Origin of the sequence: Pseudomonas soli (assembly GCF_900110655.1) — a bacterium.
GTDB lineage: Bacteria > Pseudomonadota > Gammaproteobacteria > Pseudomonadales > Pseudomonadaceae > Aquipseudomonas > Aquipseudomonas soli.
On record NZ_FOEQ01000015.1, the window covers coordinates 67,532 to 93,322 of the forward strand.

A 25,791-nucleotide genomic window follows, 5' to 3' on the forward strand; every position below is an offset into this window, starting at 1 on the left:
GGCCGGGCCGGTGGCAGCGGACGAGCCCCTTGCCTGGGGTGCCTGTCACTGCAGCTCCTGCTGCGGCGTCTCCTGCCCGGCGCAACGCACCGCGCGCTTGCGGTTGTCCACCAGTACGCCGGTCAGCCCTTTCTGCTCGGTATCGAACAGCACCAGCACGCCGTCGATACATTGCGCCACCTGCGGCGCCGGGGTCAGCGAGAGCTTGTAGTCCTCGCCGGGAATGGTCTTGAGCATGGTGAAGTCCTGCAGCAACAGGGCGTCCTCCGGCTTGGCGAAATGCAGGTAACCGTAGTACCAGAGGGCTCCCACCGTCACGATGATGCTGCCGACACCGGTCAGGATCAGTGGGATGGCGTTGCGTTCTTCACTCATTGCTTGTTCTTCTCGTCAGGATAGTTGGGTACTTCGGCCAGCCGACGCAGGCCGTTGAAGTGCGTGGGATCGTCCAGGAAGCGCAGCATCACCTGGCGCCAGGTCGGGTCGGCGAAGGTCTGCACATGATCGCCACGAGTCAGTTGCAGCACCCGCGGCGGTGGTGCATGTCGGTAGAGGCGCAGGCCGTTGTCCAGCGGCACCAGGTTGTCGTCGATGCTGTGGAAGAACAGCTTCGGCGGGCTGTCCAGACGCTCGATCGAGTGGATCGCGCTGTCGCCATCGGGCACCAGCCACGACAGCGGCACCTGCAGCGGCCAGGTCATCCACGAGGTACTCAGGGCATAACGCCCCACGGCCCGGTAGCTGGCCGGCACACCGTCGAATACCAAGGCGCTGAAACGCCGACGCTGCTCGGGATGCTGTGCCAGATAGTGAATGGCCATCGCCCCGCCGAGGCTCTGGCCCAGCAGCACCAGCGGCTTGTCTTGCACCTGGGGAGCGGCGTGCAGCCAGTCCAGGGCCGCGCCGATGTCGCCATACACCTCGGGCAACGTCGGTTTGCCCTGGGACAACCCATACCCGCGATAGTCAAGCATCAACACCTGGTAGCCCTCTTTCGGGAGCCAGTAGCTGCCACCTAGATGCCAGGCCAGGTTACCGCCGTTGCCATGCAGGTGCAGCACGGTGCCCTTGACCTCGACCCCCTGCGGCACCGGGATCCACCAGGCGTGCAGGCGCGTGCCGTCGGCGGCGGCGAGGCTCACGTCCTGATACTGCAAATGCGCCTGTGCCGGAGTGAACGGCTGGCCCGGCTCGGGGTAGAACAGCAGGCTGCTGCAGCCCCCCAGCAGCAGCAAACCGAGGCCGAAGGCGAGGTGACGGCAGGCGTCAGAGAATGTTCGCGTAGTCGGCTTCAATACGGTCCAGGCTCAGGTGGTTGAGGAAGTTGGAGAAGCACATCCACGCCGACAGCGCGTTGAGGTCGCGGAACTGTTCCGGCAGGTATTTGGGCGGCTCCACCAACCCCTCTTCGACCAGTTGGCGCAGGGTGCGCATGTCTTCCAGGGTGGTCTTGCCGCAGAACAACAACGGGATCTGTTCGAGCTTGCCCTTCTTCACGGCCAACTGAATGTAGTTGTAAACCATGATGAAGCCCTTGAGGTAGGACAAGTCCTTGGTGAATGGCAGGCCGTTGGGCACCGAGCCACGGAAGACGCGGCTGGCGTTGCTGTAGCTCTGGCCCATCTCGAAGCCCTGGCCACGGAAGAACTCGAAGACCTGCAGGAAGTCCGCGCCCTCCTCGACCATGTGGATGGCCCGGGTGCGGTTGGTGAGCTTGCGCAGGCGGCTGGGGTAGGAAGCGAAGGCGATCACTTCCATGAGGATCGCCAGGCCCTCCTGGGTCACCGTCGACGAGGGCGGCCCCTTGGCCAGGAAGGTGCAGATCGGCTGGTTCAGGCCATTGAGGGTGGTGCCGACATGCACCAACCCTTCGTGTACCTCCAGGGCCCGCACGTCGCGGCTGTTGAACATGGCGTCGGCGCGCACCTTGATGTAGTCGGCACCGGCCGCCGCGTCGGCGACGATACCGTCAGACTCGAACACGCGGATTGTTTCCTCGGCTTCACCGAACACCTTGTTCAAACGCCGCTGGAGAATCTCCACCGCTTCCTTGGCGGTGAGATTCTTCGGCTCGTCCTTCAGGTCGCCGCGGCCGTCGATGTTGTTCAGGTAGTCCGAGAGCATCAGGCCCAGGTCGGCCAGGGTCGGGTCACCGGCGTGGAAGGCATCGGAGGCGGCGCCATAGAGCTCCTGGGAGATCAGGCCGAAATCCTCCGTGCCTCGCGCCTCGAGCATACGCACCACCATGCGGTACTCCTTGCACATGCGCCGCATGATCTGGCCGACCGGGTTGAACTGGCCCAGCTGCCGGGTGATGTCGCGCTCGATGCTCTGGAACTCGGCCTTCACCGCGCTGGAATCGAACGACAACGGCCGGTTCTGGTAATAGGCGCGATCCACCGCAGGCGGCTCCTTGCCCTTGGCCTTGAGGAAGCCCTGGCGGATGCCGTCGTCCCATTTCACTGCGTCAAGCACGCGGATCGGGGTCTGCGTGGCGACAATGCGATCGGACAGGCTGCGGATGGTTTGCTGGTATTCGTCCACCGGGGACTCCTTGTTGAAGCCTGTCGCAACGTTGCGTGGAAGTAGGCTTGCCCCGCGAGGAGGCCGGTATGCTCAGTGCTATTTGGCGGAACGCTGGAAGCGTGCCACTTCGACGAACAGGTCGGAGTTGGCCGGGTCGTCCAGGTAGGCCAGCACACGCTCCGTCGGGCTGTCGATCACCACGCCGGGGCCATTGTCCTCGGGCACCTGGGTGCTGCGTCCGCTCAGCTCCTTCTCGTCCACGGCCTGCTGGACCTGCTCGACATCGAGGTTGTAGACCACCAGTTGCTTGCCGTCGATTACCTCGAAGCCGCCGATCAGGAAGTTGCCACCCAGCCGCTTGGGCACGCCCGCCGACAGGTACCAGCGGTTGCCGTGCCGGGCCACGGTGAAGACGTATTCCTCGGGCGCCTTGCCCTGGGCACGGGCCACTGCCTTGTAGGTGTTGCCACCGGCACGGCTGATACTCAGCTTGAGCGGCTGGCCCCAGGCGTCCTTGCTGCTCCACTGCCCGAGTAGGGCCTTAGGCGCTGGCTGGTTGGCCGGCAGCGGTTCGTCGAAGGTCACCAGACAACCGCCCAGCAGGAGGAATGATAAGGTCAACAACACCACACGCCAGGCTTTCATCAGGTTCTCCTTGAAAAATCGTTCGCCACTCAGGCCGAGGCCAGCACCATCTGCAGGTATCGGACAAGGATAGCGAGCATCTGCTCATCGGCCTGCGCATTCGCATCCTTGAGCAGGCCCTGATATTCCATCTGCTCGATAATCGCCGTCAACATCTGGGCATCCTGTTCCGGCTGGCGCGAGCCGACCACCTGCAGTATCTGGCGCGCGCCATGCAGCAGGATCTGCTCGTGAGCCTGCACCAGCTCGGCCAGGCGCGGGCACAGCAGCGCCTCCTGGCGGAAGGCCTGTTCGGCCATGAGGAAGTCGCGGCGGTTGTTCAGTTGGCGCAGCACGTAGTCGGCCAGCATGCGCGCCACTTCATCGGCCAGGTGCGCCCGTGCCTCGTGGCTGCCGTCGCCCTGGGCCAGCAACTGGCGCAGCACGCCTTCGGTGTTGGTCCAGAGCTTGGCCATGTAGGCCGCGCTGCGCTCGACGTACTGGGCGAAGGTGTCGGCCAGCAGGTCCTGTATATCCTTGAAGTAGTAGGTGGTGGCCGACAGCGGCACGCCGGCCTCGGCGGCCACGGCGCGGTGGCGCACACCGCGCACGCCATCGCGCACGACGATGCGCATGGCGGCGTCGAGGATCTGCTGGCGGCGTTGCTCGCTGCCCTGTCGGGCGGTCTTGCGGCCTTGGTACTGCACGCTTTCGGCGACGGCGGTGGCGATGCCGGCGGCGCCCTGGTGGGGCATGGCGGGGGTCACTCGGGTTTACCTCACGAACAGTGGGTTGCCTGTACCGGCCTCATCGCGAGGCCCGTAGAAACAACATAAAGTTTCAGGCAAGAAAAAGCCGCCTCGAAAGGCGGCTTGTTCAGATCACTCAGGCCTGTGGACGCATGTGCGGGAACAGGATCACGTCGCGGATCGACGGCGAGTTGGTCAGCAGCATCACCAGGCGGTCGATGCCGATGCCTTCACCGGCGGTCGGCGGCATGCCGTACTCCAGTGCGCGGACGAAATCGGCGTCGTAGTGCATGGCTTCGTCGTCACCGGCGTCCTTTTCGGCCACCTGGGCCAGGAAGCGCTCGGCCTGGTCTTCGGCATCGTTGAGCTCGGAGTAGGCGTTGGCGATCTCGCGGCCACCGATGAACAGCTCGAAGCGGTCGGTCACGGCCGGGTTGTCGTCGTTGCGACGGGCCAGCGGCGAGACTTCGAACGGGTACTCGGTGATGAAGTGCGGCTGCTCCAGCTTGTGCTCGACCAGCTCTTCGAAAATCATCACCTGCAGCTTGCCCAAGCCCTCGTGGCCGAGCACCTTGGCGCCAGCCTTCTTGGCGATCTCGCGGGCACGGTCGACGTCCTGCAGGTCGGCGGCGGTGAGTTCCGGGTTGTACTTGAGGATCGAGTCGAACACCGACAGGCGCACGAACGGCTCGCCGAAGTGGAACACCTTGTCGCCGTACGGCACGTCGGTGCTGCCCAGCACCAGCTGCGCCAGCTCGCGGAACAGTTCCTCGGTGAGGTCCATGTTGTCGCGGTAGTCGGCGTAGGCCTGGTAGAACTCGAGCATGGTGAATTCTGGGTTGTGACGAGTCGAAACGCCTTCGTTACGGAAGTTGCGGTTGATCTCGAACACTTTCTCGAAACCACCGACCACCAGGCGCTTGAGGTACAGCTCCGGGGCGATGCGCAGGAACATGGCCATGTCCAGCGCGTTGTGGTGGGTTTCGAACGGCTTGGCCGCGGCGCCGCCGGGGATGGTCTGCAGCATCGGGGTTTCCACTTCGAGGAAGTCGCGCTCGATGAGGAACTTGCGGATGTGCGAGATCACCTGCGAACGCACACGGAAGGTGTGGCGGGTTTCCTCGTTGACCATCAGATCGACGTAGCGCTGGCGGTAGCGCTGCTCGGTGTCGGTCAGGCCGTGGTGCTTGTCCGGCAGCGGGCGCAGCGACTTGGTCAGCAGGCGCACGTTGGTCATTTCGACGTACAGGTCGCCCTTGCCGGAACGGGCCAGGGTACCTTCGGCGCTGATGATGTCGCCCAGGTCCCAGGTCTTGACCGCGGCCAGGGTCTCTTCCGGCAGGGTCTTGCGGTTGACGTAGACCTGGATGCGGCCGGTCATGTCCTGGATGACCATGAACGAGCCACGGTTGAGCATGATGCGACCAGCAACCTTGACCGGAATGGCGGCGGCTTCCAGCTCTTCCTTGGTCTTGTCCGCGTACTGTTTCTGCAGGTCGTTGCAGTAGCTGTCGCGACGGAAGTCGTTGGGGAAGGCGTTGCCCTTGGCGCGCTCGGCGGCAAGTTTTTCCTTGCGCAGCGCGATCAGGGTGTTTTCTTCCTGTTGCAGGTCTTGCGCTTCGGTCTTGAGGTCGCTCATGTCGTCATTCTTTCCATCAGGTGTTCGTTGCCCTCGCGGGTGAGGGATCGCGGGGCAAGCCCGCTCCCACGGGCCCGCCACGGCGGTGATGCTTACAGCCCCTGCTTGAGGCTCGCTTCCAGGTACTGGTCGAGGTCGCCGTCCAGGACCTTCTGGCAGTCGCTGCGCTCGACGCCGGTACGCAGGTCCTTGATGCGCGAGTCGTCGAGCACGTAGGAACGGATCTGGTGACCCCAGCCGATGTCCGACTTGCTGTCTTCCAGCGCCTGCGAGGCGGCATTGCGCTTCTGCATCTCCAGCTCGTACAACTTGGCCCGCAGCATTTTCATGGCGGTGTCCTTGTTGGCGTGCTGGGAACGTTCGTTCTGGCAAGCCACCACGGTGTTGGTCGGCACGTGGGTGATACGCACCGCCGAGTCGGTGGTGTTGACGTGCTGGCCACCGGCGCCGGAGGAGCGGTAGGTGTCGATGCGCAGGTCGGACGGGTTGATCTCGATCTCGACCTTGTCGTCGATCTCGGGCGAGACGAACACCGCCGAGAACGAGGTGTGGCGACGGGCGCCGGAGTCGAACGGGCTCTTGCGCACCAGGCGGTGCACGCCGATCTCGGTGCGCAGCCAGCCGAAGGCGTACTCGCCCTTGATGTGCACGGTGGCGCCCTTGATGCCGGCGACTTCACCTTCGGACAGTTCGATGATGGTGGCGTCGAAGCCGCGCTTGTCGGCCCAGCGCAGGTACATGCGCAGCAGAATGTTGGCCCAGTCCTGGGCCTCGGTGCCGCCGGAGCCGGCCTGGATATCCAGATAGGCGTTGTTCATGTCCATCTCGCCGCTGAACATGCGACGGAACTCGAGCTGGGCGAGGGATTCCTCGAGCCCTTGCAGCTCGGTCTCGACATCGCCGACAGCGCCTTCATCGCCCTCTTCGACAGCCATGTCGAGCAGGTCCTTGCAGTCGGACAGACCGTTGGCCAGTTTATCGAGGGTCTCGACCACCTGTGCCAGCATCGCGCGCTCACGGCCCAAGGCCTGGGCATACTCGGGCTTGTTCCAGACTGCGGCGTCTTCCAGCTCGCGGTTTACTTCGACCAGACGATCATGTTTGTGATCGTAGTCAAAGATACCCCCGAATAGACTGGGAACGCTCGGTGAGGTCCTTGATGGTGTTCAGGATCGGTTGGATTTCCATGGGCGGGCAGCTCTCGTGCGAATTCGGTGAAAAGCCCGCGAGTATAACCGAGTCTGCGCCACCGCGGCAGACCCGCCGGGCGGTATCGCCGGGCGCAGGGGTCGCCACAACCCACAGATTGAGTCAACGACCGACATTCACCCCTTCAGCGCCTTCTTGGGATAGATATCGTACCGGCTCGATTTCCCCTCGAGACTGTGACTCGGCTTGCCTCCCTCGATGATCGGCGCCTTGCGCGGCCGCTTGACCACCACCCGGTGGGTGGCCAGCGCCAGGGCGGCCTCGAGCAGGGCAGGTGCATCGAGGTCATCGCCGACCAGCGGCCTGAACACCCGCATCTCCTTCTTCACCAGCGCGCTCTTGTCGCGATGCGGGAACATCGGATCGAGGTAGATCACCTGCGGCGCCTCCCTCTCCCACGCACGCATGCGCTCGATGGCATTGCCTGTCAGCAGTTGCATGCGCGCGACGATCGGGCCGATTTCGGCATCCCCCCGCGCCCGCGCCAAACCGTCCTCCAGCAGCGCGGCAATCAATGGCTGGCGCTCGATCAGGGTCATCTCGCAGCCCAGGCTGGCCAGCACGAACGCGTCCTTGCCCAGCCCCGCCGTGGCATCGAGCACCCGCGGCCGCACGCCTTGGGCGATACCGACCGCCTTGGCGATCATCTGCCCGTTGCCACCGCCGTACAGCCGTCGATGCGCCGCCTGCCCCTCGACGAAATCCACCCGCACAGGCCCGGGCGCCTGCGGCCCCAGTTGCTGGATCTGCAGGCCCTCGGCGCCCAACTGCACGGCAAACTCCGCCGCCTCGTCAACCAGCGGCAAGCCCAGTCGCTGCGCCCATGCTTCGGCCTGCGCCTGGAATTGCGCGGCCAACGCCTCGACCCTGATACCCGCCGCCTGTTGTTGCTCTAACATCGATTCGCGCACTCGAAAAAAATTAATGTAACCCCGGCCAGAGCCGATACAGGCAATATCCCGCTATTCTGCCAGAGCACAACGCCCGCGACTGCCATGACAGACACTCTTCCCATTGGCTTGACCTACTTGTCGCCCGTCGGCAACTACGGTCGACAGAATACCCAGGCACTGGGTGGCGTCAGCCACCTGTGGCAGGATTTCTTTGCCCGCGCCATGGCAGAGCAACAAAAAGGCGAAGTCGACGGTTTCAGCCAGGCGCTGATGCAGTGCGACCAGGAGAGCGGCGAACCGATCGGCGGCGCCCGCGCCCTGGCCCTGATCGATGCCCAGCGCGCCCTGCCGGTTCACGACACCGAGGTGGCACCACCCGAGCCGCTGTTCCTGCCCAAGGCGGAACTCGAGGCCAAACTGCTGCCACCTGCCCCCGAGCCCTTCGACACCGTCGAGTTGATCGAGCAGCAACGCCAGCTCGACATCGACAACAGCTGGGTGCGTCCAGTGGTCATGAGCCAGGGCCACCCCATCGCCGAGCCCGGCCCTGGCCCAACGCCACGCCCGCTGTTCCTGCCCATCGCCGAGTTCGAGACCGGCCTGCTCGACCCTGCGCCCGAGCCCTTCGACGACAGCACGCTGGCCAAACAGCAGAACGACCTGGAATTCGATATCCACTGGGCGCGCCCGGTTGTGCTGAACAACGTGCGCCTGCACGCCTGAACCTCAGCGGCAGATCTGCCAGAAACCCATGTCCGCATGGAAGTGATTGTGATGGGCGGCGTTGTACTCCGGCCCCAGCACCGTGCTGAAACTTGCGCACGCCGCCTCCTGCACCTGGCGCAGGAAGTCCGCCTTGCGCCCATCTCCCTGCCAGTCCCGCGCCAGCACGATGCGCTGGCCGTCCTGCAGGCGAAAACCACTGATATCCAGGGCATTGGCGCTGGCATGCTGGCTGAGCCGACCTTGCTTGCGGTGGTAGACGTTGCGGCAGGCAAAGCTGCCCAGGTGATCGACCTGGGTCACTGGCTGGCCGAACACCCGCTGCGCAGCCGGTTGCAACCCATGCACTTCGAACAGCGCATAGGCCACGGCCAGCGGGCAGCTGGCGAGGAAGCTGCTGCTGAGCCGCGCCTGCCCGCCTTCGATGCGCCAGACGTTGCGCAACGGGCAGTTGGCCGCCGCCGGGCTGTCGCTTTGCGGCCGATAGCGCAATGATGAAGTCTGCAAGGCCTGGCGGCACAGCTCGGGGTCGGCGCGCAGGCGCGACAGCTTGTAGGGTGTCAGCAGGTTCGGCGGCTGCCGCACATCCAGCACCGCCCATGGGTTCCAGGCATCCGCCGGGCGCAAACCGAGCCACCAGGCAACAAGCACGGCCAGCAGCAGGCTGGCCAGTACGGTCAACGTTTTGCCCATGCAGCCTCAGCGACGGAAAAGGTCATTGAGCTGAGCGAATGGCAAAGCCTGCTCGCCATAACTGAAAGTGCCCTGCTCATGGATCTCCAGCGCGGCCCGCTGCAAAGCGCCCAGGGCGGCACGCGCCAGCGATGAGCCGACACTGATGCGCTTGACGCCCAGGTCTTGCAACTGGTTCACGCTCAAGGGTACGCCCGCCATGCCCATCAGCACGTTCACCGGCCTTGGCGCCACGGCCTGCACCACCGCACGGATCTCATCGACGCTGCGCAGCCCCGGGGCATACAGCACATCGGCGCCGGCCTCGGCATAGGCTTGCAGCCTGCGAATGGTGTCATCCAGGTCGAGACGCCCGTGCAGCAGGTTCTCGGCGCGCGCGCAAAGGGTGAAGGGGAACGGCAGGCCGCGGGCAGCCTGCACGGCGGCGCGTACACGCGCCACGGACAGGTCGAAGTCGTAGATCGGCACTTCGGCGCGACCGCTGGCATCTTCGATCGAACCGCCCACCAACCCCACCTCGGCGGCGCGCAGAATGCTCTGTGCGCAGTCTTCGGGCAATTCGCCGAAGCCGTTTTCCAGGTCCGCCGCCACCGGCAATGGCGTGGCATCGACGATCGCCTGGGCGTTGCCCAGGGTTTCCTCGAGCGTCAGCGCGCCCTCGGCATCCGGCCGCCCCAGGCTGAACGCCAGCCCCGCGCTGGTCGTGGCCAGCGCTTCGTATCCCAGGCTGGCCAACAGCCTGGCGGAGCCGGCGTCCCACGGGTTGGGGATGACGAACGCGCCATCTCGCTCGTGGAGCGCCTTGAAAGCTTCGGCTCGCAGGGTTTGCACATCCATGGTTCAACCTCCCGGCAGTCAGATCAAAGTAACCCCAGTTGTTCGACCTCAGGGGCGCGGGGCAATTCAGGCAGCGCTGCAAGGCCCGGCAGGCGAGCCATCAGCCGCTGGTGAAAACGCTGGGCCAGCGCCGCCGCCAGGCGATTGTCGGAGGTATGCAGGAACACGTAGGGGCTGCGGCCCTCTTCAATCCATGCAGCGACCTTGTCGATCCATGGGGTGAGGAAGGTCTCGTTGGCCTCGAGCTGCGGATGGCCGATGAAGCGCACCTGCGGAGACTGGCTGAAGGCCGCTGGCCGCGGCGGCACCTTGGGCTTCTTAGCCTGGGCATGGAGCACCGCGGGCTCGCGCGAGGTGCAACTGAACAACGCACGCGGATCCAGGCAGATACGCTCGACTCCACGTTCATGCAGCAGGCGATTGAGCTGACGCTCCTCCTCGCCCCGGGCGAAGAAGGCGTCGTTGCGCACCTCAACCGCTACCGCCACACCGATCTCATCAAGGAAATGCGCCAGCTCGCCCAGCCGCGACGGGCCGAACATTGCCGGCAACTGCAGCCAATACGGCGCCACGCGCTCACCCAGGGGAGCCATCAGCCGAGTGAAGTCGACGGCCGCATCGAGTTGTTCACGCAGGTCGCCGGCATGGCTCACATCGCCGGGAAACTTGGCGGTGAAGCGAAACCCCGACGGCATGATCTGCGCCCAACGCTCGACGGTCGCCGGCGCGGGACGGGCATAGAAGGTGGTATTGCCTTCAACGGCGTTGAATACCTGGCTGTAGAGCCCGAGGAACTCGCCGCTACGGGCGTCGGCGGGATAGAGGTAATCGCGCCAGGCGTTTTCAGCCCAGGACGGGCAACCGAGGAAATAAGGCAGAGATGATGGCGTCATCCATCAAATGTACAGGTCCAGCCCCAGCACTTCCATCTCCCAGTCGGTGAAGCCGGCGGTGGTCAGGTAGCTGGCCAGGGCGGTGGAGGTACGGCGGTTGCGGCCGCGGGGGAAGATCAGGTCCTGCTGGCGGGCCGGCAGGTTCTCGCCGCGACGGCTGGCGCGGCTGATCTGCGCGTCGATGTCCTCGATGATCTCGGCATCGGCTTCATCGATGGCTTCGTCACGCGCCGGCGCCTTGCGTGGCGCACGCTTGATGGGGTAGCTCTGTGAGGAGAAGCCGTCGATACGCATGACAAAGGCACTCAGGATCAATGATGGCAATTTAGCAGCATCAGGAATCCTTCGCTAATGCCCGAACTGATAACTGGACCACAGTTCGCGCAAAAGGTTTTATCGTGAACGGCGATAGCCGACGAAATGCCTTCAACGCGCCTTGGGCGTAGCCACATTATCGCGCAAGTAGACCGGTTGCGCCTGCTCGGCGACCACCGCCTCGCCCCGTGCCCAGGCGAAGCCGGCCAGGGAGAGGATATCCAGGGCGCTGGGCAACGCACCCGCATCGATGGCAGATACCTGCACGGCCAGGCGCTCGGCGTAGCCCCAGCCGGTACCGGCACCGAACCATGCCTCGCCCGCGCCTTGTGGCAGGGCCACACCCTCCGGTGGCAGTACCGCCTCGTGGCCGACCAGACGCATCTCGCCCTGTTCGGCGCGGTAGCAACCCCAGTACACCTCGTCCATGCGCGCATCGATGGCCGCGGCCACCTGCTGCACGCCACGCTCACGCAAGGCGCCCTGAGCCAAGGCCGCCAGGTTGGATGTCGGCAGCACTGGGCGCTCCAAGGCGAAAGCCAGGCCCTGGACCACGCCGATGGCGATACGCACGCCGGTGAAGGCGCCCGGGCCACGGCCGAAGGCGATGGCATCCAGCGCGCTCAGCGCCACGCCCGATTCGGCCAGCAACTGCTTGATCATCGGAAGCAGCTTCTGCGCGTGCATGCGCGGGATCACCTCGTAATGGCTGGTCACCTTGCCGTCATGCAGCAGGGCGACGGAACAGGCTTCGGTAGCGGTATCCAGGGCCAGCAAGGTGGTCATCGAGCAAGGTATCCAGGCAACAGGGAAAAGAGCGGCAGTATAAACGACAACGGCCCGCAAGCGGGCCGTCGTGACACACGGTGATGGATCAGCTCAGGGCTGCCAGCACCTTGGCAGTGATCGATTCGACCGAACCGACGCCCTCGATGTGGCTGTACTTCGGTTTGCCGGCGTTGGCGGCCGACAGCTTCTGGTAGAAGTCCACCAGCGGCTTGGTCTGGCTGTGGTAGACCGACAGGCGGTGACGCACGGTTTCTTCCTTGTCGTCATCGCGCTGGATCAGGTCTTCGCCGGTGACGTCGTCCTTGCCTTCCACCTTCGGCGGATTGTACTGGATGTGGTAGGTGCGGCCGGATGCCAGGTGCACGCGGCGGCCAGCCATGCGGCCGACGATTTCTTCGTCGTCCACGGCGATTTCGACCACTGCGTCGATGTCGACGCCAGCGGCGACCATGGCTTCAGCCTGCGGGATGGTGCGCGGGAAGCCGTCGAACAGGCAGCCGTTGGCGCAGTCAGCCTGCGCGATGCGCTCCTTGACCAGGCTGATGATCAGCTCGTCGGAGACCAGCTGGCCGGCATCCATGACCTTTTTCAGCTCCAGGCCCAGTGGGGTACCGGCCTTGACGGCGGCACGCAGCATGTCACCGGTGGAGATCTGGGGAATACCGAACTTCTCGGTGATGAACTTTGCCTGAGTACCTTTACCGGCCCCGGGAGCTCCCAGCAGAATTACGCGCATCTTGTGCTCCTCATATTTTTTATGCAAATCAACGGATTCGGCGCACAAGGCCAATTCCGGAAAAATCGGTCGAGACCGCAAAATCGGTCAAAAGGCTGCTCAAGATACACAGCACCCGCCCCCCCGACAAGCGTCCCAAAGTGGCAGGAACGCGCCACTTGTAGCCTGCCAGAGGACAGGTTGCGCCAGGCGCAACCGGCCGCGCGAGGACCGATCACGATCCAGCGCGGCCCTCACCACGCCCGGACTGGGCTGAACTCAACCGGTGTTGCGCAACCCAGCCGCGATCCCGGCCACGGTCACCAGCAAGGCCTGCTCCAACGGGCTGTCCAGAGCGGCTTCGCGGCTGCGCGAGCGTGCCAGCAACTCGGCCTGCAGGCGGTGCAGCGGGTCCAGGTAGGTGTTGCGCAGGCGGATGAATTCCAAGGTTTCCGGGCTGTGCGCCAGTAGCACCGACTGCCCGGTCAGACCCAGTACCACCTGGCACGACTGCGACAATAGGTCGCGCAGGTGCGCGCCCAACGGCAGCAGTTCGGGTTGCACCAGACGTTCGTCGTAGGCCTCGGCGATCTGCGCATCGGCCTTGGCCAGGACCATCTCCAGCATGTCGATGCGGGTACGGAAGAACGGCCATTGTTCGCGCATCTGCGCCAGCAGCGCCCCCTGCCCGCGTGCCAGGGCATTGCTCAGCGCGGTCTCCCAGCCGAGCCAGGCCGGCAGCATCAGCCGTGTCTGGGTCCAGCCGAAGATCCAAGGGATCGCCCTCAGGCTTTCGATGCCGCCGGCGCGGCGCTTGGCCGGGCGACTGCCCAGCGGCAGGCGGCCAAGCTCCTGCTCGGGGGTGGACTGACGGAAGTACTCGACGAAGTCCGGATTTTCGCGCACCACGGCCCGGTAGGCCTTGACCCCGTCGGCGGCCAGCTGGTCCATCAGTACGCGCCAGGCCGGCTCAGGCGGCGGCGGTGGCAACAGGGTCGCCTCCAGCACCGCGGCCAGGTAGAGATTGAGGTTCTGTTCGGCGATGCCCGGCAGACCGAACTTGAAGCGGATCATCTCGCCCTGTTCGGTGGTGCGGAAACGGCCACCCACCGACCCCGGCGGCTGCGACAGGATCGCCGCGTGGGCTGGGCCGCCGCCACGCCCGACCGTGCCACCGCGACCATGGAACAGCAGCAACTCTACCTGGTGCTCACGGCAGATACGTACCAGGTTTTCCTGGGCGCGGTACTGGGCCCATGCCGCCGCCGTGGTGCCGGCATCCTTGGCCGAGTCGGAATAGCCGATCATCACCTCCTGCGGGCCGTGCAGGCCGGCACGATAGCCGGGGAGCCCGAGCAGGCGCTCCATGACCGGGCCTGCGTTGTCAAGGTCGGCCAGGGTCTCGAACAGGGGTACCACGCGCATCGGCCGGGTCAGCCCGGCCTCCTTGAGCAACAGCTGCACCGCCAGTACATCGGACGCCGCGCCGGCCATGGAAATCACGTACGACCCCAGCGACGCCGCCGGGGCCGCAGCGATTTCGCGGCAGGTGGCGAGTACTTCGGCGGTATCGGTCTGGGGCTGGAAATGCGCCGGCAGCAGGGGGCGGCGGTTCTTCAGTTCGGTCTGGAGGAAGGTGATGCGTCGCTCTTCGTCCCACTCGGCGTAGCGGCCCAGGCCGAGGTAGTCGGTGATTTCCGACAGCGCGTCGCGATGGCGGGCAGCGTCCTGACGTACGTCCAGGCGCACCAGGAACAGACCGAAAGTCACCGCCCGGCGCAGGCAGTCGAGCAACGGGCCGTCGGCGATCACGCCCATGCCACACTCATGCAGCGACTGGTAGCACAGCTCCAGCGGCGCGATGAGGTCGCGATTGTCCACCAGCACCGCCGCGCTGGCCGGCTGCGTCGCGGCCAACGAGGCGTGGGCCCAGGCGCGGGTGGCACGCAGGCGGTCGCGCAACTGCTTGAGCAGCGCCCGGTATGGTTCGGCGCTGTCCCCGACCTTTTCCTTGAGCGCGGCGCTGGCCTGCTGCATGGACAGCTCGGCGGCCAGGTAGTCGATATCGCGCAGGAACAGGTCGGCGGCCATCCAGCGCGCCAGCAAGAGCACTTCGCGGGTTACCGCCGCCGTGACATTGGGATTGCCGTCACGATCACCGCCCATCCACGAGGCGAAGCGAATCGGCGCCGCCTCCAGCGGCAGGTGCAGGCCAGTCGCCTCGAACAGAGCCGCATCGACCTTGCGCAGGTGGCTGGGCACAGCCTGCCACAATGAGTGCTCGATCACGGCGAAGCCCCACTTGGCCTCGTCCACCGGTGTGGGCCGGGTCCTGCGGATTTCCTCGGTGTGCCAGGATTCGGCGATCAGCCGGCGCAGGCGTTCGCGCACCTGCTGGCGCTCGGCCGGGATCAGATCGCGGTGATCCTGCGCGGCCAGCTGCGCGGCAATGGCGTCGTACTTCTGGATCAAGGTGCGGCGCGCCACCTCGGTGGGGTGCGCGGTGAGCACCAGTTCGATGTTCAACTTGCCCAGTTGCCTGGCCAGCTCATCGTTGCCATGGCCAGCGGCCTTCAGGCGCGCCAGCAACTCGGGGAGCACCCGCGCCTCGAACGGTTCGGGTTGGCCAGCGTCACGGCGGCGGATCAGCTGGTACTGCTCGGCGATGTTGGCCAGGTTGAGGAACTGGTTGAACGCCCGCGCCACCGGCAGCAGGTCTTGCTCGGCCAGGTCGCCCAGGGTCGAGCTCAGTTGCTCGCCCGCTCCACGGCGGTCGGCCTTGGCGCTGTGGCGGATATCCTCGATCTTCTGCAGGAATGCCTCGCCATGCTGCTGGCGGATAGTCTCGCCAAGCAGTTCTCCTAAAAGGTGCACATCCTCGCGCAAGCGCAGATCGATATCACTCATCAGCCTTCTCCACTCCAGGAAACCGCATGCGCCCAAGAGTGCCCACTCGCGACCATTCCTGGCAAGGCGCATGCTGCCAAAGCAACTAAAGTGAACACAGATCATTCGAAGCAATGCCACTCCAGGCTTTGACAGAGGTCATCATGAAAATTCGCCAACTCGCCCAGCACTGGGAACAAAACGCCGCCGGCCGCCTGAGCCCCACCGGCCATGTCCTGCACCTGGACATGGAAGCAGAAGCGCGTCTGGCCGCGCTGATCGACATGTATCCCAAGCGTAGCCCCGAGGAGCTCTTGGGCGAGTTGGTGGCGGCGGCACTGGAAGAGCTGGAGGCCAGCTTCCCCTACGTCAAGGGCCAGCAAGTGATTGCCACCGACGAGGAAGGTGACCCGCTGTACGAGGACATCGGCCCTACTCCGCGCTTTCTGGCTCTCTCCAGGCGCCATCTGCAAGCCCTTGGCCGTGTGCATAAAGACCCCTCGCACTGAGCCACTTCGGGTGCCGGGCACTGCCCGGCATACCGTCATTTACAGCGGAAGTTCCAGGCGAAAACCGCTGACTGATTAGTCAGAAAAAAATACCTTTAGCGTGCAAATTTTTCTGAACTATTCAAAAAACACTCCGGTCACAGCCAATAGCCATCACGGCAAAACCCTGTAAACACGGGCCTTTGCGCCCGACACTGGCAACAGGGGAACAGCGATTGTCACGGCGTGGCATCGTCGTTTAACAGGAGTGACCCAATGGAGTTGACCACCATGAAGACCCGCATCGCACAACCTTCCTCCACTCATCTGCGCGGGCTCAAGCTGGCCGCGCTGGCCCTGGGCAGCAGCCTGGTGCTGGCCGGCTGCGCGGGCAAGCCGCCTACCGAGCAATACGCCGTGACCCAATCGGCGGTCAACTCGGCGGTCAGTGCCGGTGGCACCGAGTTCGCAGCAGTGGAGATGAAGGCTGCCCAGGACAAGTTCAAGAAAGCCGAAATCGCCATGCACGACAAGAAGTATGACGAGGCCAAGCTGCTGGCCGAGCAAGCCGAATGGGACGCTCGCCTTGCCGAGCGCAAAGCCCAGGCAGCCAAGGCCCAGAAGGCCGTGCAGGATGCTCGCCAGGGTGTCCAGGACGTACGTGAGGAAGGCCTGCGCAGCGCTGAATAAGCCTGCTCAGCTTCCACTGCCTTCGTTAAAGATCAAAGGATGAACACTATGCGCAATTACGTCATGATTCCCGCCCTGCTGGCCCTCAGCGTCGGCCTCGCCGCCTGCTCCCACGACCCGAACGCCAACCTCGAGTCGGCCCGCACCAATTTCTCCGCCCTGCAGAGCGATCCGCAGTCGAGCAAAGTGGCCGCGCTCGAGACCAAGGACGCTCAGGACTGGCTGAACAAGGCCGACAAGGCCTACATGGATCGCGAGGATGAGAAGAAGGTCGACCAGCTCGCCTACCTCACCAATCAACGCGTTGAAGTGGCCAAGCAGACCATTGCCCTGCGCACCGCAGAGGGTGAACTGAAAAACGCCGCGGCACAACGCGCCCAGGCCAAGCTCGACGCCCGCGATGCGCAGATCAAGAAACTGCAGGACAGCCTCAACGCCAAGCAGACCGACCGTGGCACCCTGGTGACCTTCGGCGACGTGCTGTTCGACTTCAACAAGGCGGAGCTCAAGAGCAGCGCCTACCCGAACGTCACCAAGCTGGCGCAGTTCCTTCAGGAGAACCCTGAACGCAAGGTGATCGTCGAGGGCTACACCGACAGCGTTGGTTCTGCCAACTACAACCAGACCCTGTCCGAACGTCGCGCCTCCGCAGTGCGCATGGCCCTGGTGCGTGCCGGTGTGGATCCTGCGCGCATCGTTGCCCAGGGTTACGGCAAGGAGTATCCGGTTGCTGACAACAGCAGCAACTCCGGCCGCGCGCAAAACCGTCGTGTGGAAGTAACCATCTCCAACGACAACCAGCCGGTGGCACCACGCTCGGTCAGCCAGATCCAGTAACGGTTGCACGTTGCGTTGAATGAAAAGCCCCGCCTTGATGGCGGGGCTTTTCGTTGCAACCACTCTTGCAAGCCGCTAACGAAAACGCCCCGAACGGGTCGGGGCGTTTACCTGGCACCTGTCACCGGCTACTGGAACAGCGACTCGCTAGACAGGCCATTCTTCTCAAGGATCTCACGCAGGCGCTTCAGGCCTTCGACTTGAATCTGCCGTACCCGCTCGCGGGTCAGGCCGATCTCCAACCCGACATCCTCCAAGGTACTGCTTTCATGCCCACGCAGGCCGAAGCGTCGTACCACCACCTCACGTTGCTTGTCGGTCAACTCACCCAGCCACTGGTCTATGCTCTGCGACAGATCATCATCCTGCAGCAGTTCGCATGGGTCGGTTGGACGATCATCGGTCAGTGTGTCGAGCAGTGTCTTGTCGGAGTCCGGCCCCAACGAGACATCCACCGAAGACACCCGCTCGTTCAGGCCAAGCATGCGCTTGACCTCGGCCACCGGTTTCTCGAGCAGGCTGGCGATTTCTTCCGGCGACGGCTCGTGGTCGAGTTTCTGCGTCAACTCGCGGGCAGCGCGCAGGTAGACGTTGAGCTCCTTTACCACGTGGATGGGCAGGCGAATGGTGCGGGTCTGGTTCATGATCGCCCGCTCGATGGTCTGGCGGATCCACCAGGTCGCGTAGGTCGAGAAGCGGAAGCCGCGCTCGGGGTCGAACTTCTCTACCGCACGAATCAGCCCCAGGTTGCCTTCCTCGATCAGGTCGAGCAACGACAGGCCGCGATTGACGTAACGGCGGGCGATCTTGACCACCAGGCGCAGGTTGCTTTCGATCATGCGCTTGCGGCCGGCCGGGTCGCCTTTTTGCGACAGACGCGCGAAATGCACTTCTTCCTCTGGCGAAAGCAGGGGCGAGAAGCCGATTTCGTTGAGATACAGTTGGGTCGCATCAAGTGCCCGACTGTAGTCGATGTACTTGTGCTGCTTGAGCGATGCGCCCTGTTTCGACTTGGTCCGAACCGAAGGTACAGCAGGTTCGTCTGACACCACATCCGTTTCCAAAACGATGCCCGTCTCCATCAGAAGCAGGTCATCGTCGATGTCAAACTCCGGCACTTCTTTACTGAGAGCCATTGTTATAGTCCTTTGCTGAGTTCGAACTCAGACTCGAGCGTCACCCTTCCATGGCAGCGCTGGAGCCTGTCCCCTCTACATCCAAGGAACAGGCTGGGACAATGATCAACGGCGTGGCAGGAACTGGAGTGGATCGACGGGTTTGCCCTGGCGGCGAATCTCGAAATGCAGCTTCACCCGATCAGTGCCCGTGGACCCCATTTCTGCGATCGTCTGCCCTGCCTTGACCTGCTGCCCCTCCCGAACCAAAAGCCTGCGGTTATGACCGTAGGCACTGACGTAGGTATCGCTGTGTTTGATGATGATGAGCTCGCCATAGCCCCTCAAGCCACTGCCGGCGTAGACCACCGCTCCATCAGACGCAGCAAAAACAGGCTGTCCCAAATCACCGGCGATATCAATGCCTTTATTCAAACTACCGTTTGAAGCGAATTTTCCAATCAGCACGCCGTTCGCCGGCCACGTCCAACCGCCGACGGCGCGCTCTGCGGCGGGCACCTGGGCAACCGTTTGCGAGGTGGTGGAAGGGGCAGTTGTGGCACTTTTGCCATTGCTGGTCGCCGGTGCCGTGGTGGCGACCGGCCGGCGGATCACGGTGGTCCGGCTCGACGACGAAGTGCTGCCGACGACCGTCGTGCTGCCCCCCGCGCCGCTGCTGAAACGGATCGGCTGGCCCGGGCGGATGGTGTAGGGGGCGGGAATATTGTTGCGCGCCGCCAGCTCCTTGTAGTCCCAACCGTAGCGGAAGGCGATGGAGAACAGCGTGTCGCCGGGTTTGACGATGTACTGGCCAGAGGTAACGGTCGGGCGCTTGGGCGCGGCGTTGTTGCGGTCGACCACGCGGGCGCCGTTCGAGCTGGTGCTGGAACAGCCAGCCAGCAGGGTCCCCATGGCCAGCGCGATCACCAGAAGCTTCAATACCGACCGATCCTTGCGCTGCCGCATGCCTGTGTGACCCACCCGCGCTCCCCTCATGCTGTCAAAAATGACGATACAAAATGCAATATTGTTTCAATTATAACCGAGCCATCCTGCTTGGGGTGACTCGCTGTTGGCCTGCTCGGTGTCCGAAAAGCGCCACGCCAGATAGACAGGGCCCAGACGCAAGAATTCGTCGTCGGCGCAAATATTCCGTGGCCCCGTTCAGGCCAGTGGGCCATTGAGCAACGGCACGAAGCGCACGGCCCCAAGTACCCGGCGCGAGAAGCCATGCTCTTCGCGCACGATCAGCATCAGTTGCTGGGTCTCCCCCGCCGCCCCGACCGGGATCACCATGCGCCCACCCGGCGCCAACTGATCGAGCAGTGCCTGCGGCACTTCAGGCGCGACTGCGGTGACGATGATGCCGTTGTACGGCGCCAGCGCCGGCCACCCTTCGCAGCCGTCGCCCCAGCGGAACACCACATTGCGCAGGTTGAGTTCGACCAGACGCTCCTTGGCCCGGTCCTGCAGCACCTTGATGCGCTCCACCGAGAACACCCGCTCGACCAGTTGGGCGAGGATCGCGGTCTGGTAGCCTGAACCGGTGCCGATCTCCAGCACCTTGTCCAAGGGGCCCGCCTCGAGCAACAGCTCGCTCATGTGCGCGACCATGAACGGCTGGGAAATCGTCTGGTTGTGGCCGATCGGCAGCGCCGTGTCTTCATAGGCGCGATGGGCTAGGGCTTCATCGACGAACAGGTGGCGCGGGGTACGACGAATGGCTTCGAGCACCTTGGCGTTCGACACGCCTTCCTCATAGAGCCGCTGGATCAGCCGCTCCCGAGTACGCTGGGAGGTCATGCCGATGCCGCGGCGCTGCAGATCGTCCTGTTCGCGCATCAGAGCAGGCCCTCCAGCCAACCGTCGAGGCGCTCGAAGGCATCGTTGAAGGTGCGGTCCAGCTGCAGTGGCGTTATCGATACGTAGCCCTGCATCACGGCATGGAAGTCGGTGCCCGGGCCGCCGTCTTCGGCATCGCCGGCCACGGCGATCCAGTAGCCTTCCTTGCCCCGCGGATTGACCACCTTGGTCGGCGCTGCGGCCCGCGCGCGGTGCCCCAGGCGGGTGAGCTGGATGCCACGGATATGCTCCAGCGGCAGGTTGGGGATGTTGACGTTGAGCACGGTGCGCGGCGGCAACGCCAGGCGCGACTGCGCCTCGACCAGGCGCCGGGCAATGTAGGCGGCGGTCGGCAGGTTGTCGGGCAGGCGCGACAGCAGCGAGAAGGCCAGCGAGGTGCCGCCGAGGAAGCGCCCCTCCAACGCCGCAGCCACCGTGCCCGAATAGAGCACGTCATCCCCCAGGTTGGCGCCCAGGTTGATGCCGGACACCACCATGTCGGGGGTTTCCGGCAGCAGGCCGTTGAGCCCCAGGTGCACGCAGTCGGTGGGCGTGCCGTTGAGGCTGATGAAGCCGTTGGCCAAGGTCTGCGGGTGCAGCGGCCGGTCCAGTGTCAGCGAACTGCCGGCACCGCTCTTGTCTTGATCCGGGGCAATCACCACGCACTCGGCATGGTCCACCAACGCTTCATGCAGCGCGGCGAGGCCGGGTGCGGTAACACCGTCGTCATTCGAAATCAGAATACGCATGGGCTGTCCGTCTGCCCTGCCGGCACCAGATCGACGAGTTCGCGCACCACCACGGTGGCGAAGCATCCGGCCGGAAGGACGAATTCCAGTTGCAGGATATCAGGCTCGGGATAATGCCACGTCAGCCGCCCAATAGGGAGCCGCAGGATGCGCCGTTCGTGATCCATGCCCGCTCGCGCCAGCCAATCGCACAGCGCCGGATGTCGTCCGGCCACCGTGGACTCAAGATCCAGGGTCGCGCCCTGGCTCGGTGCCGCACCGGCGCCCCACAGCGGGCCGGTCGGGTGCAGGTCGAGAATGGCCAGGCGCGGGTCGTTGCACTCGGCCTCGCCGGCCACGAAGAAGCTGCGCTTGTCGGTGAAGGCCAGCAGGTCGCCGACCTGGGCGCGCTGCCAGCTGCCGTCGGCGACACGGGCGGCAAGCACCTGGTTGAACAGGTAGCTGCGCCCGGCCGACAGCAGCCGCGAACGCAAGTTGCGCTGCTCGGGCAGCGCCTGGCGAGCGGCCCAGTCCTGGGCGTCGTGTACATTGCCACCGCCATGGCCGAAGCGCTGGCTACCGAAGTAGTTGGGCACGCCCTGCTGCTTGAGCTGCTCCAGGCGGGCATCGAGGGCCTGGTGGTCGGCCTGCAGCGCGGTCAGGCGCAAGGTGAAGCCATTGGCCGAATGCGCACCACGCTGCAGCTTGCGCTGGTGGCGCACCTGCTTGAGCACGCGCAGGGTGTCGTCCTCGGCACGGGACAGGTCTGGGTCGGCCTTGCCCGGCAGATGCAGGCTGAACCACTGGCGGGTCAGGGCCTGGCGGTCCTTGAGGCCGGCATAGCTGATGGCGCGCACCGGCACGCCGGCGGCGCGGGCCAGGCGGCGAGCCGCCTCCTCGGTGTTGAGGTCGCGCTTCTCGACCCACAGCCACAGGTGTTCGCCGTGGCCGGACAGCGGGATATCCAGGACTTCATCAACCTGGAAGTCTTCAGCCACCGCCTTGAGCACCGCGGTGCCCAAGACATCGCCCGAGGCCCGAGGGCCCAGCAGTTCCAGTTCGGTCATGCTGATAGCAGCAGGGCGACCGCATGCACGGCGATGCCCTCCTCGCGACCGGTGAAGCCCAGCTTTTCTTCAGTAGTGGCCTTGACGTTGACCTGGTCGAGCTCGACCTGCAGGTCTGCGGCGATCTGCTGGCGCATGGTCTCGATGTGCGGGGCCATCTTCGGTGCCTGGGCGACGATGGTGGCGTCGATGTTGCCGACCTTCCAGCCCTTGTCGCGCACGACAGCGACCACGTGGCGCAGCAGCACCCGGCTGTCGGCGCCCTTGAACTGCGGGTCGGTGTCGGGGAAATGCTTGCCGATGTCGCCCAGCGCCGCGGCGCCCAGCAAGGCATCGCTCAGGGCGTGCAACAGCACGTCGCCGTCGGAGTGGGCCAGCAGGCCGAACTTGTGGGGGATACGCACCCCGCCCAAGGTAATGAAATCACCGTCGCAGAAACGATGGACATCGTAGCCGTGGCCAATACGCATAGAAAACGCCCTGATTGAGTCAGGGCGTGATTCTACCTGCTTTTGCGGTAATGGGGCTGCTTCACGGCCCTGCGGCTCAGACCCTGCCCAGTGCCACCGCATGATGGCGCAGGTGTTCATCGATGAAGCTGGCGATGAAGTAGTAGCTATGGTCGTAGCCTGGCTGCAGGCGCAGGGTCAGCCCATGGCCGCCCTTGCGCGCCGCCTGCTCCAGCGCCTCTGGCTTGAGCTGCTTTTCAAGGAAGTCATCGCGATCCCCCTGGTCCACCAGCAACGGCGGGCACTCGTCCGCCTCGGCCAGCAGCACACTGGCATCCCACTCGCGCCACTGTGCCCGGTCTTCGCCCAGGTAGCGGCTGAAGGCCTTCTCGCCCCACGGGCAATCCATTGGATTGCTGATCGGTGAGAACGCCGACACCGAGCGGTAGCGCCCCGGGTTGCGCAAGGCGCAGACCAGCGCGCCATGCCCGCCCATCGAGTGGCCACTGATACTGCGCAGGTCGGACGCCGGGAAATGTTCCTCGATCAATGCCGGCAACTCGTGCACCACATAGTCGTGCATCTGGTAGTTGCGGGCCCAGGGCTGCTGGATGGCATTGAGGTAGAACCCCGCGCCGAGGCCGAAGTCCCAGGCACCATCCGGATCGCCCGGCACCTGCTCGCCACGCGGGCTGGTGTCCGGAGCAACGATGATCAGCCCAAGCTCCGCGGCCAGGCGCTGGGCGCCGGCCTTCTGCATGAAGTTCTCGTCGGTGCAGGTCAGGCCGCTGAGCCAGTACAGAACAGGCAGCTTTTCGCCCTGCTCGGCCTGGGGCGGCAGGTACACCGCGAACACCATGTCGCAGCCAAGCACCTTGGAACTGTGCCGGTAACGCTTGTGCCAGCCGCCGTAGCTTTTCTGGCAAGAGATGTTTTCCAGCGTCATGGCGAGGGCCTCAGAAGTGGATCACGCTGCGGATGCTCTTGCCTTCGTGCATCAGGTCGAAAGCTTTGTTGATGTCCTCCAGGCCCATGGTATGGGTAATGAAGGTGTCCAGCGGGATCTCGCCTTTCTCGGACATTTCCACGTAGCTCGGCAGCTCGCTGCGGCCACGCACACCGCCGAAGGCCGAACCGCGCCAGACGCGACCGGTGACCAGCTGGAACGGACGGGTGGCGATTTCCTGGCCGGCACCGGCCACGCCGATGATCACCGACTCGCCCCAGCCCTTGTGGCAGCATTCCAGCGCCGCGCGCATCAGTTGCACATTGCCGATGCACTCGAAGGAGAAGTCCACGCCACCGTCGGTGAGGTCGACGATCACTTCCTGGATCGGGCGATCGTAGTCTTTCGGGTTGATGCAGTCGGTGGCGCCCAGCTGGCGGGCGATCTCGAACTTGGCCGGGTTGATGTCGATGGCGATGATGCGCGAAGCCTTGGCCTTGACCGCGCCGATCACTGCCGACAGACCGATGCCGCCGAGGCCGAAGATGGCAACGGTGTCACCCGGCTTGACCTTGGCGGTATTGAGCACCGCGCCAATACCGGTAGTCACGCCGCAGCCGAGCAGGCAGACCTTCTCCAGCGGAGCCTCTTTCTGGATCTTGGCCACGGAAATTTCCGGCAGCACGGTGTACTCGGAAAAGGTCGAGGTGCCCATGTAGTGGAACAGCTGCTGGCCCTTGTAGCTGAAACGGGTGGTGCCGTCGGGCATCAGGCCCTTGCCCTGGGTGGCGCGGATGGCCTGGCACAGGTTGGTCTTGCCCGAGCGGCAGAACTTGCACTGGCCACATTCCGGGGTATACAGCGGGATGACATGGTCGCCCACCGCCACCGAGGTCACGCCCTCGCCAATCGCCTCGACGATCGCCCCGCCCTCATGGCCAAGGATCGAAGGGAAGATGCCTTCCGGGTCGGCGCCGGACAGGGTGTAGGCGTCAGTGTGGCAGACACCGGAGGCGACGACGCGCAGCAGCACTTCACCGGCCTTGGGCATGGCTACGTCGACTTCGACGATTTCCAGGGGTTTCTTGGCCTCGAAGGCGACGGCGGCACGGGACTTGATCATCAAGGGTCTCCAGAGAAGATGTCGATTGCAGGCTGTCAGTGTAATTCACTGACTTTTTGTGAATAATCCAGGCATTCACAAAACATTATTGCCATGCAGGGATAATCCATGAGCAGTCGCTGGGAAGGCATCGACGAATTCGTCGCGGTGGCAGAAATGGGCCAGTTCACCGCCGCCGCCGAACGCCTCGGAGTGTCGTCTTCGCACATCAGCCGGCAGATCGCCCGCCTGGAGGAGCGCCTACAGACTCGCCTGTTGTACCGCAGCACGCGGCGAGTGACCCTCAGCGAAGCCGGCCAGACATTCCTCCAGCACTGCCAGCGCCTGCAGGATGGCCGCGAGGAAGCGCTGCGCGCCATGGGCGACCTGGCCAGCGAACCCAAGGGCCTGCTACGCATGACCTGCGCGGTGGCCTATGGCGAGCGTTTCATCGTGCCGTTGGTGACGCGGTTCATGGCGCTGTATCCGCAGCTACGGGTGGAAGTGGAACTGAGCAACCGCACCTTAGACCTGTTGCACGAAGGCATGGACCTGGCAATCCGCCTGGGCCGCCTGCAGGATTCCCGGCTGGTGGCCACGCGCCTGGCGCCGCGGCGCATGTTCCTGTGCGCATCACCGGCGTACCTGGAGCGCTATGGGCGGCCGCACAGCGTGTCGGAGTTGGCGCGGCACAATTGCCTGGTCGGCAGCTCCGACCTGTGGGCGCTGCAACAGGAGGGTCGCGAGATCAGCCAGCGGGTGCAGGGCAACTGGCGCTGCAACAGCGGCCAGGCGGTGCTGGATGCGGCGCTGCAGGGGATGGGCTTGTGCCAGTTGCCGGACTACTACGTGCTCGAACACTTGCACAGCGGGGCGCTGGTATCACTGCTGGAGGGGCACCAACCGCCGAATACAGCGGTGTGGGCGTTGTATCCGCAGCAGCGGCATCTGTCACCAAAGGTGCGGCGGTTGGTGGACTATCTCAAGGAAGGATTGGCGCAGTTGCCGGAGTATAGGACTCTCTAAACAGCGTGGG

At 64.5% G+C, this 25,791-nt stretch carries 28 protein-coding genes; 5 read left to right on the top strand and 23 right to left on the bottom strand.

Features of this window, described 5'->3' with window-relative positions; translation table 11 throughout:
• Positions 1-45: 45 nt before the first annotated feature.
• From BMY03_RS23660 to BMY03_RS23695, 8 genes are all read right to left on the bottom strand, one after another.
• On the bottom strand, positions 46-375 hold the full coding sequence (locus BMY03_RS23660; RefSeq protein WP_094012407.1) for a PA3694 family proteiin: 330 nt from the start codon (positions 373-375) through the stop codon (positions 46-48).
• Positions 372-1,295 (bottom strand): alpha/beta hydrolase, encoded by a 924-nt coding sequence (locus BMY03_RS23665; protein ID WP_023632435.1) that lies wholly within the window; start codon positions 1,293-1,295, stop codon positions 372-374. Before BMY03_RS23665 ends, BMY03_RS23660 begins: the two co-directional genes overlap by 4 nt.
• Positions 1,267-2,544 carry a flavohemoglobin expression-modulating QEGLA motif protein gene (locus BMY03_RS23670; RefSeq protein WP_023632436.1) on the bottom strand — a complete coding sequence of 426 codons (1,278 nt, stop codon included), beginning with the start codon at positions 2,542-2,544 and terminating at the stop codon, positions 1,267-1,269. The genes BMY03_RS23665 and BMY03_RS23670 overlap by 29 nt, the downstream gene beginning before the upstream one ends.
• Before the next feature lie 78 nt (positions 2,545-2,622).
• Positions 2,623-3,171, bottom strand: a complete 549-nt coding sequence (locus tag BMY03_RS23675; RefSeq protein WP_094012408.1) for a LolA-like protein — start codon at positions 3,169-3,171, stop codon at positions 2,623-2,625.
• A 29-nt stretch (positions 3,172-3,200) separates the two neighbouring features.
• Positions 3,201-3,905 (bottom strand): TetR/AcrR family transcriptional regulator, encoded by a 705-nt coding sequence (locus BMY03_RS23680; RefSeq protein WP_046854423.1) that lies wholly within the window; start codon positions 3,903-3,905, stop codon positions 3,201-3,203.
• A 130-nt stretch (positions 3,906-4,035) separates the two neighbouring features.
• Positions 4,036-5,538, bottom strand: coding sequence for a lysine--tRNA ligase (gene lysS / locus BMY03_RS23685; RefSeq protein ID WP_023630948.1), 1,503 nt, complete (start codon positions 5,536-5,538; stop codon positions 4,036-4,038).
• Between the two features lie 92 nt (positions 5,539-5,630).
• Positions 5,631-6,726, bottom strand: a protein-coding gene (gene prfB, locus BMY03_RS23690) for a peptide chain release factor 2 (protein ID WP_104444985.1) whose coding sequence is annotated in 2 segments (ribosomal slippage) — positions 5,631-6,653 and positions 6,655-6,726 — 1,095 coding nt in all. Because the reading frame shifts where the segments join, the coding sequence is not laid out codon by codon here.
• Between the two features lie 137 nt (positions 6,727-6,863).
• Complete coding sequence (locus BMY03_RS23695) at positions 6,864-7,646, bottom strand: class I SAM-dependent methyltransferase (RefSeq protein ID WP_094012409.1); 783 nt, start codon at positions 7,644-7,646, stop codon at positions 6,864-6,866.
• A 96-nt stretch (positions 7,647-7,742) separates the two neighbouring features.
• Between BMY03_RS23695 and BMY03_RS23700 the strand changes: the two genes are divergently transcribed.
• On the top strand, positions 7,743-8,363 hold the full coding sequence (locus tag BMY03_RS23700; protein ID WP_094012410.1) for an energy transducer TonB: 621 nt from the start codon (positions 7,743-7,745) through the stop codon (positions 8,361-8,363).
• A gap of 3 nt (positions 8,364-8,366) precedes the next feature.
• On the opposite strand, the gene BMY03_RS23705 is transcribed toward BMY03_RS23700, so the two are convergent.
• The 7 genes from BMY03_RS23705 to ppc all read right to left on the bottom strand — a co-directional run bounded on the left by BMY03_RS23705 (position 8,367) and on the right by ppc (position 15,512).
• Positions 8,367-9,056, bottom strand: coding sequence for an extensin-like domain-containing protein (locus tag BMY03_RS23705; protein ID WP_094012411.1), 690 nt, complete (start codon positions 9,054-9,056; stop codon positions 8,367-8,369).
• A gap of 6 nt (positions 9,057-9,062) precedes the next feature.
• Positions 9,063-9,893 (bottom strand): isocitrate lyase/PEP mutase family protein, encoded by an 831-nt coding sequence (locus BMY03_RS23710; protein WP_094012412.1) that lies wholly within the window; start codon positions 9,891-9,893, stop codon positions 9,063-9,065.
• A 23-nt stretch (positions 9,894-9,916) separates the two neighbouring features.
• Positions 9,917-10,786, bottom strand: a complete 870-nt coding sequence (locus BMY03_RS23715; protein WP_094012413.1) for a DUF72 domain-containing protein — start codon at positions 10,784-10,786, stop codon at positions 9,917-9,919.
• A gap of 3 nt (positions 10,787-10,789) precedes the next feature.
• The gene (locus BMY03_RS23720) at positions 10,790-11,080 is read right to left on the bottom strand and encodes a hypothetical protein (RefSeq protein WP_094012427.1); all 291 of its coding nucleotides are present in this window, start codon (positions 11,078-11,080) and stop codon (positions 10,790-10,792) included.
• 132 nt (positions 11,081-11,212) lie between these two features.
• A complete protein-coding gene (tsaB, locus tag BMY03_RS23725) occupies positions 11,213-11,887 on the bottom strand; it encodes a tRNA (adenosine(37)-N6)-threonylcarbamoyltransferase complex dimerization subunit type 1 TsaB (protein WP_094012414.1) in 675 nt (224 codons plus the stop codon).
• An 88-nt stretch (positions 11,888-11,975) separates the two neighbouring features.
• Positions 11,976-12,626, bottom strand: coding sequence for an adenylate kinase (adk, locus tag BMY03_RS23730; protein ID WP_023632584.1), 651 nt, complete (start codon positions 12,624-12,626; stop codon positions 11,976-11,978).
• A gap of 258 nt (positions 12,627-12,884) precedes the next feature.
• Complete coding sequence (ppc, locus tag BMY03_RS23735) at positions 12,885-15,512, bottom strand: phosphoenolpyruvate carboxylase (RefSeq protein ID WP_094012415.1); 2,628 nt, start codon at positions 15,510-15,512, stop codon at positions 12,885-12,887.
• A gap of 143 nt (positions 15,513-15,655) precedes the next feature.
• Here ppc and BMY03_RS23740 point away from each other — a divergent pair, with 143 nt between their 5' ends.
• The 3 genes from BMY03_RS23740 (at position 15,656) to lptF (ending at position 17,506) form a co-directional block, all read left to right on the top strand.
• Positions 15,656-16,000 carry a hypothetical protein gene (locus BMY03_RS23740; protein ID WP_023630100.1) on the top strand — a complete coding sequence of 115 codons (345 nt, stop codon included), beginning with the start codon at positions 15,656-15,658 and terminating at the stop codon, positions 15,998-16,000.
• A 255-nt stretch (positions 16,001-16,255) separates the two neighbouring features.
• Entirely contained in the window at positions 16,256-16,669 is a 414-nt protein-coding gene (locus BMY03_RS23745; protein WP_023630101.1) for a DUF4398 domain-containing protein, read from the top strand.
• Between the two features lie 48 nt (positions 16,670-16,717).
• The gene (gene lptF / locus BMY03_RS23750; RefSeq protein WP_023630102.1) at positions 16,718-17,506 is read left to right on the top strand and encodes a lipotoxin F family OmpA-related lipoprotein LptF; all 789 of its coding nucleotides are present in this window, start codon (positions 16,718-16,720) and stop codon (positions 17,504-17,506) included.
• Between the two features lie 128 nt (positions 17,507-17,634).
• On the opposite strand, the gene rpoS is transcribed toward lptF, so the two are convergent.
• The 8 genes from rpoS to BMY03_RS23790 all read right to left on the bottom strand — a co-directional run bounded on the left by rpoS (position 17,635) and on the right by BMY03_RS23790 (position 24,776).
• Entirely contained in the window at positions 17,635-18,642 is a 1,008-nt protein-coding gene (rpoS, locus tag BMY03_RS23755) for an RNA polymerase sigma factor RpoS (protein ID WP_011535249.1), read from the bottom strand.
• Between the two features lie 105 nt (positions 18,643-18,747).
• A complete protein-coding gene (locus tag BMY03_RS23760) occupies positions 18,748-19,602 on the bottom strand; it encodes a peptidoglycan DD-metalloendopeptidase family protein (protein WP_038706680.1) in 855 nt (284 codons plus the stop codon).
• 183 nt (positions 19,603-19,785) lie between these two features.
• Entirely contained in the window at positions 19,786-20,424 is a 639-nt protein-coding gene (locus BMY03_RS23765) for a protein-L-isoaspartate(D-aspartate) O-methyltransferase (RefSeq protein ID WP_177182947.1), read from the bottom strand.
• 38 nt (positions 20,425-20,462) lie between these two features.
• Positions 20,463-21,212 (bottom strand): 5'/3'-nucleotidase SurE, encoded by a 750-nt coding sequence (gene surE, locus BMY03_RS23770; RefSeq protein WP_038706681.1) that lies wholly within the window; start codon positions 21,210-21,212, stop codon positions 20,463-20,465.
• The gene (truD, locus tag BMY03_RS23775) at positions 21,200-22,258 is read right to left on the bottom strand and encodes a tRNA pseudouridine(13) synthase TruD (RefSeq protein ID WP_094012417.1); all 1,059 of its coding nucleotides are present in this window, start codon (positions 22,256-22,258) and stop codon (positions 21,200-21,202) included. Before truD ends, surE begins: the two co-directional genes overlap by 13 nt.
• Positions 22,255-22,728, bottom strand: a complete 474-nt coding sequence (gene ispF / locus BMY03_RS23780) for a 2-C-methyl-D-erythritol 2,4-cyclodiphosphate synthase (protein WP_023630834.1) — start codon at positions 22,726-22,728, stop codon at positions 22,255-22,257. The genes truD and ispF overlap by 4 nt, the downstream gene beginning before the upstream one ends.
• Before the next feature lie 76 nt (positions 22,729-22,804).
• Positions 22,805-23,653 (bottom strand): S-formylglutathione hydrolase, encoded by an 849-nt coding sequence (fghA, locus tag BMY03_RS23785; protein ID WP_094012418.1) that lies wholly within the window; start codon positions 23,651-23,653, stop codon positions 22,805-22,807.
• 10 nt (positions 23,654-23,663) lie between these two features.
• A complete protein-coding gene (locus BMY03_RS23790) occupies positions 23,664-24,776 on the bottom strand; it encodes an S-(hydroxymethyl)glutathione dehydrogenase/class III alcohol dehydrogenase (RefSeq protein WP_031315222.1) in 1,113 nt (370 codons plus the stop codon).
• A 108-nt stretch (positions 24,777-24,884) separates the two neighbouring features.
• Here BMY03_RS23790 and BMY03_RS23795 point away from each other — a divergent pair, with 108 nt between their 5' ends.
• Positions 24,885-25,781, top strand: coding sequence for a LysR substrate-binding domain-containing protein (locus tag BMY03_RS23795; RefSeq protein WP_038706683.1), 897 nt, complete (start codon positions 24,885-24,887; stop codon positions 25,779-25,781).
• Positions 25,782-25,791 lie beyond the last annotated feature (10 nt).

What these genes read in the sequence shown, in the direction of transcription:
- ispF (WP_023630834.1), bottom strand. Translation starts at nt 22,728, where the DNA reads ATGCGTATTGGCCACGGCTACGATGTCCATCGTTTCTGCGACGGTGAT.
- rpoS (WP_011535249.1), bottom strand. Translation starts at nt 18,642, where the DNA reads ATGGCTCTCAGTAAAGAAGTGCCGGAGTTTGACATCGACGATGACCTG.
- BMY03_RS23700 (WP_094012410.1), top strand. Translation starts at nt 7,743, where the DNA reads ATGACAGACACTCTTCCCATTGGCTTGACCTACTTGTCGCCCGTCGGC.
- fghA (WP_094012418.1), bottom strand. Translation starts at nt 23,653, where the DNA reads ATGACGCTGGAAAACATCTCTTGCCAGAAAAGCTACGGCGGCTGGCAC.
- surE (WP_038706681.1), bottom strand. Translation starts at nt 21,212, where the DNA reads ATGCGTATTCTGATTTCGAATGACGACGGTGTTACCGCACCCGGCCTC.
- tsaB (WP_094012414.1), bottom strand. Translation starts at nt 11,887, where the DNA reads ATGACCACCTTGCTGGCCCTGGATACCGCTACCGAAGCCTGTTCCGTC.
- BMY03_RS23710 (WP_094012412.1), bottom strand. Translation starts at nt 9,893, where the DNA reads ATGGATGTGCAAACCCTGCGAGCCGAAGCTTTCAAGGCGCTCCACGAG.
- BMY03_RS23680 (WP_046854423.1), bottom strand. Translation starts at nt 3,905, where the DNA reads ATGCCCCACCAGGGCGCCGCCGGCATCGCCACCGCCGTCGCCGAAAGC.
- lptF (WP_023630102.1), top strand. Translation starts at nt 16,718, where the DNA reads ATGCGCAATTACGTCATGATTCCCGCCCTGCTGGCCCTCAGCGTCGGC.
- BMY03_RS23740 (WP_023630100.1), top strand. Translation starts at nt 15,656, where the DNA reads ATGAAAATTCGCCAACTCGCCCAGCACTGGGAACAAAACGCCGCCGGC.
- lysS (WP_023630948.1), bottom strand. Translation starts at nt 5,538, where the DNA reads ATGAGCGACCTCAAGACCGAAGCGCAAGACCTGCAACAGGAAGAAAAC.
- BMY03_RS23715 (WP_094012413.1), bottom strand. Translation starts at nt 10,786, where the DNA reads ATGACGCCATCATCTCTGCCTTATTTCCTCGGTTGCCCGTCCTGGGCT.
- BMY03_RS23790 (WP_031315222.1), bottom strand. Translation starts at nt 24,776, where the DNA reads ATGATCAAGTCCCGTGCCGCCGTCGCCTTCGAGGCCAAGAAACCCCTG.
- BMY03_RS23660 (WP_094012407.1), bottom strand. Translation starts at nt 375, where the DNA reads ATGAGTGAAGAACGCAACGCCATCCCACTGATCCTGACCGGTGTCGGC.
- BMY03_RS23765 (WP_177182947.1), bottom strand. Translation starts at nt 20,424, where the DNA reads ATGACCTCCCAGCGTACTCGGGAGCGGCTGATCCAGCGGCTCTATGAG.
- BMY03_RS23720 (WP_094012427.1), bottom strand. Translation starts at nt 11,080, where the DNA reads ATGCGTATCGACGGCTTCTCCTCACAGAGCTACCCCATCAAGCGTGCG.
- ppc (WP_094012415.1), bottom strand. Translation starts at nt 15,512, where the DNA reads ATGAGTGATATCGATCTGCGCTTGCGCGAGGATGTGCACCTTTTAGGA.
- BMY03_RS23745 (WP_023630101.1), top strand. Translation starts at nt 16,256, where the DNA reads ATGGAGTTGACCACCATGAAGACCCGCATCGCACAACCTTCCTCCACT.
- BMY03_RS23795 (WP_038706683.1), top strand. Translation starts at nt 24,885, where the DNA reads ATGAGCAGTCGCTGGGAAGGCATCGACGAATTCGTCGCGGTGGCAGAA.
- BMY03_RS23705 (WP_094012411.1), bottom strand. Translation starts at nt 9,056, where the DNA reads ATGGGCAAAACGTTGACCGTACTGGCCAGCCTGCTGCTGGCCGTGCTT.
- adk (WP_023632584.1), bottom strand. Translation starts at nt 12,626, where the DNA reads ATGCGCGTAATTCTGCTGGGAGCTCCCGGGGCCGGTAAAGGTACTCAG.
- truD (WP_094012417.1), bottom strand. Translation starts at nt 22,258, where the DNA reads ATGACCGAACTGGAACTGCTGGGCCCTCGGGCCTCGGGCGATGTCTTG.
- BMY03_RS23695 (WP_094012409.1), bottom strand. Translation starts at nt 7,646, where the DNA reads ATGTTAGAGCAACAACAGGCGGCGGGTATCAGGGTCGAGGCGTTGGCC.
- BMY03_RS23675 (WP_094012408.1), bottom strand. Translation starts at nt 3,171, where the DNA reads ATGAAAGCCTGGCGTGTGGTGTTGTTGACCTTATCATTCCTCCTGCTG.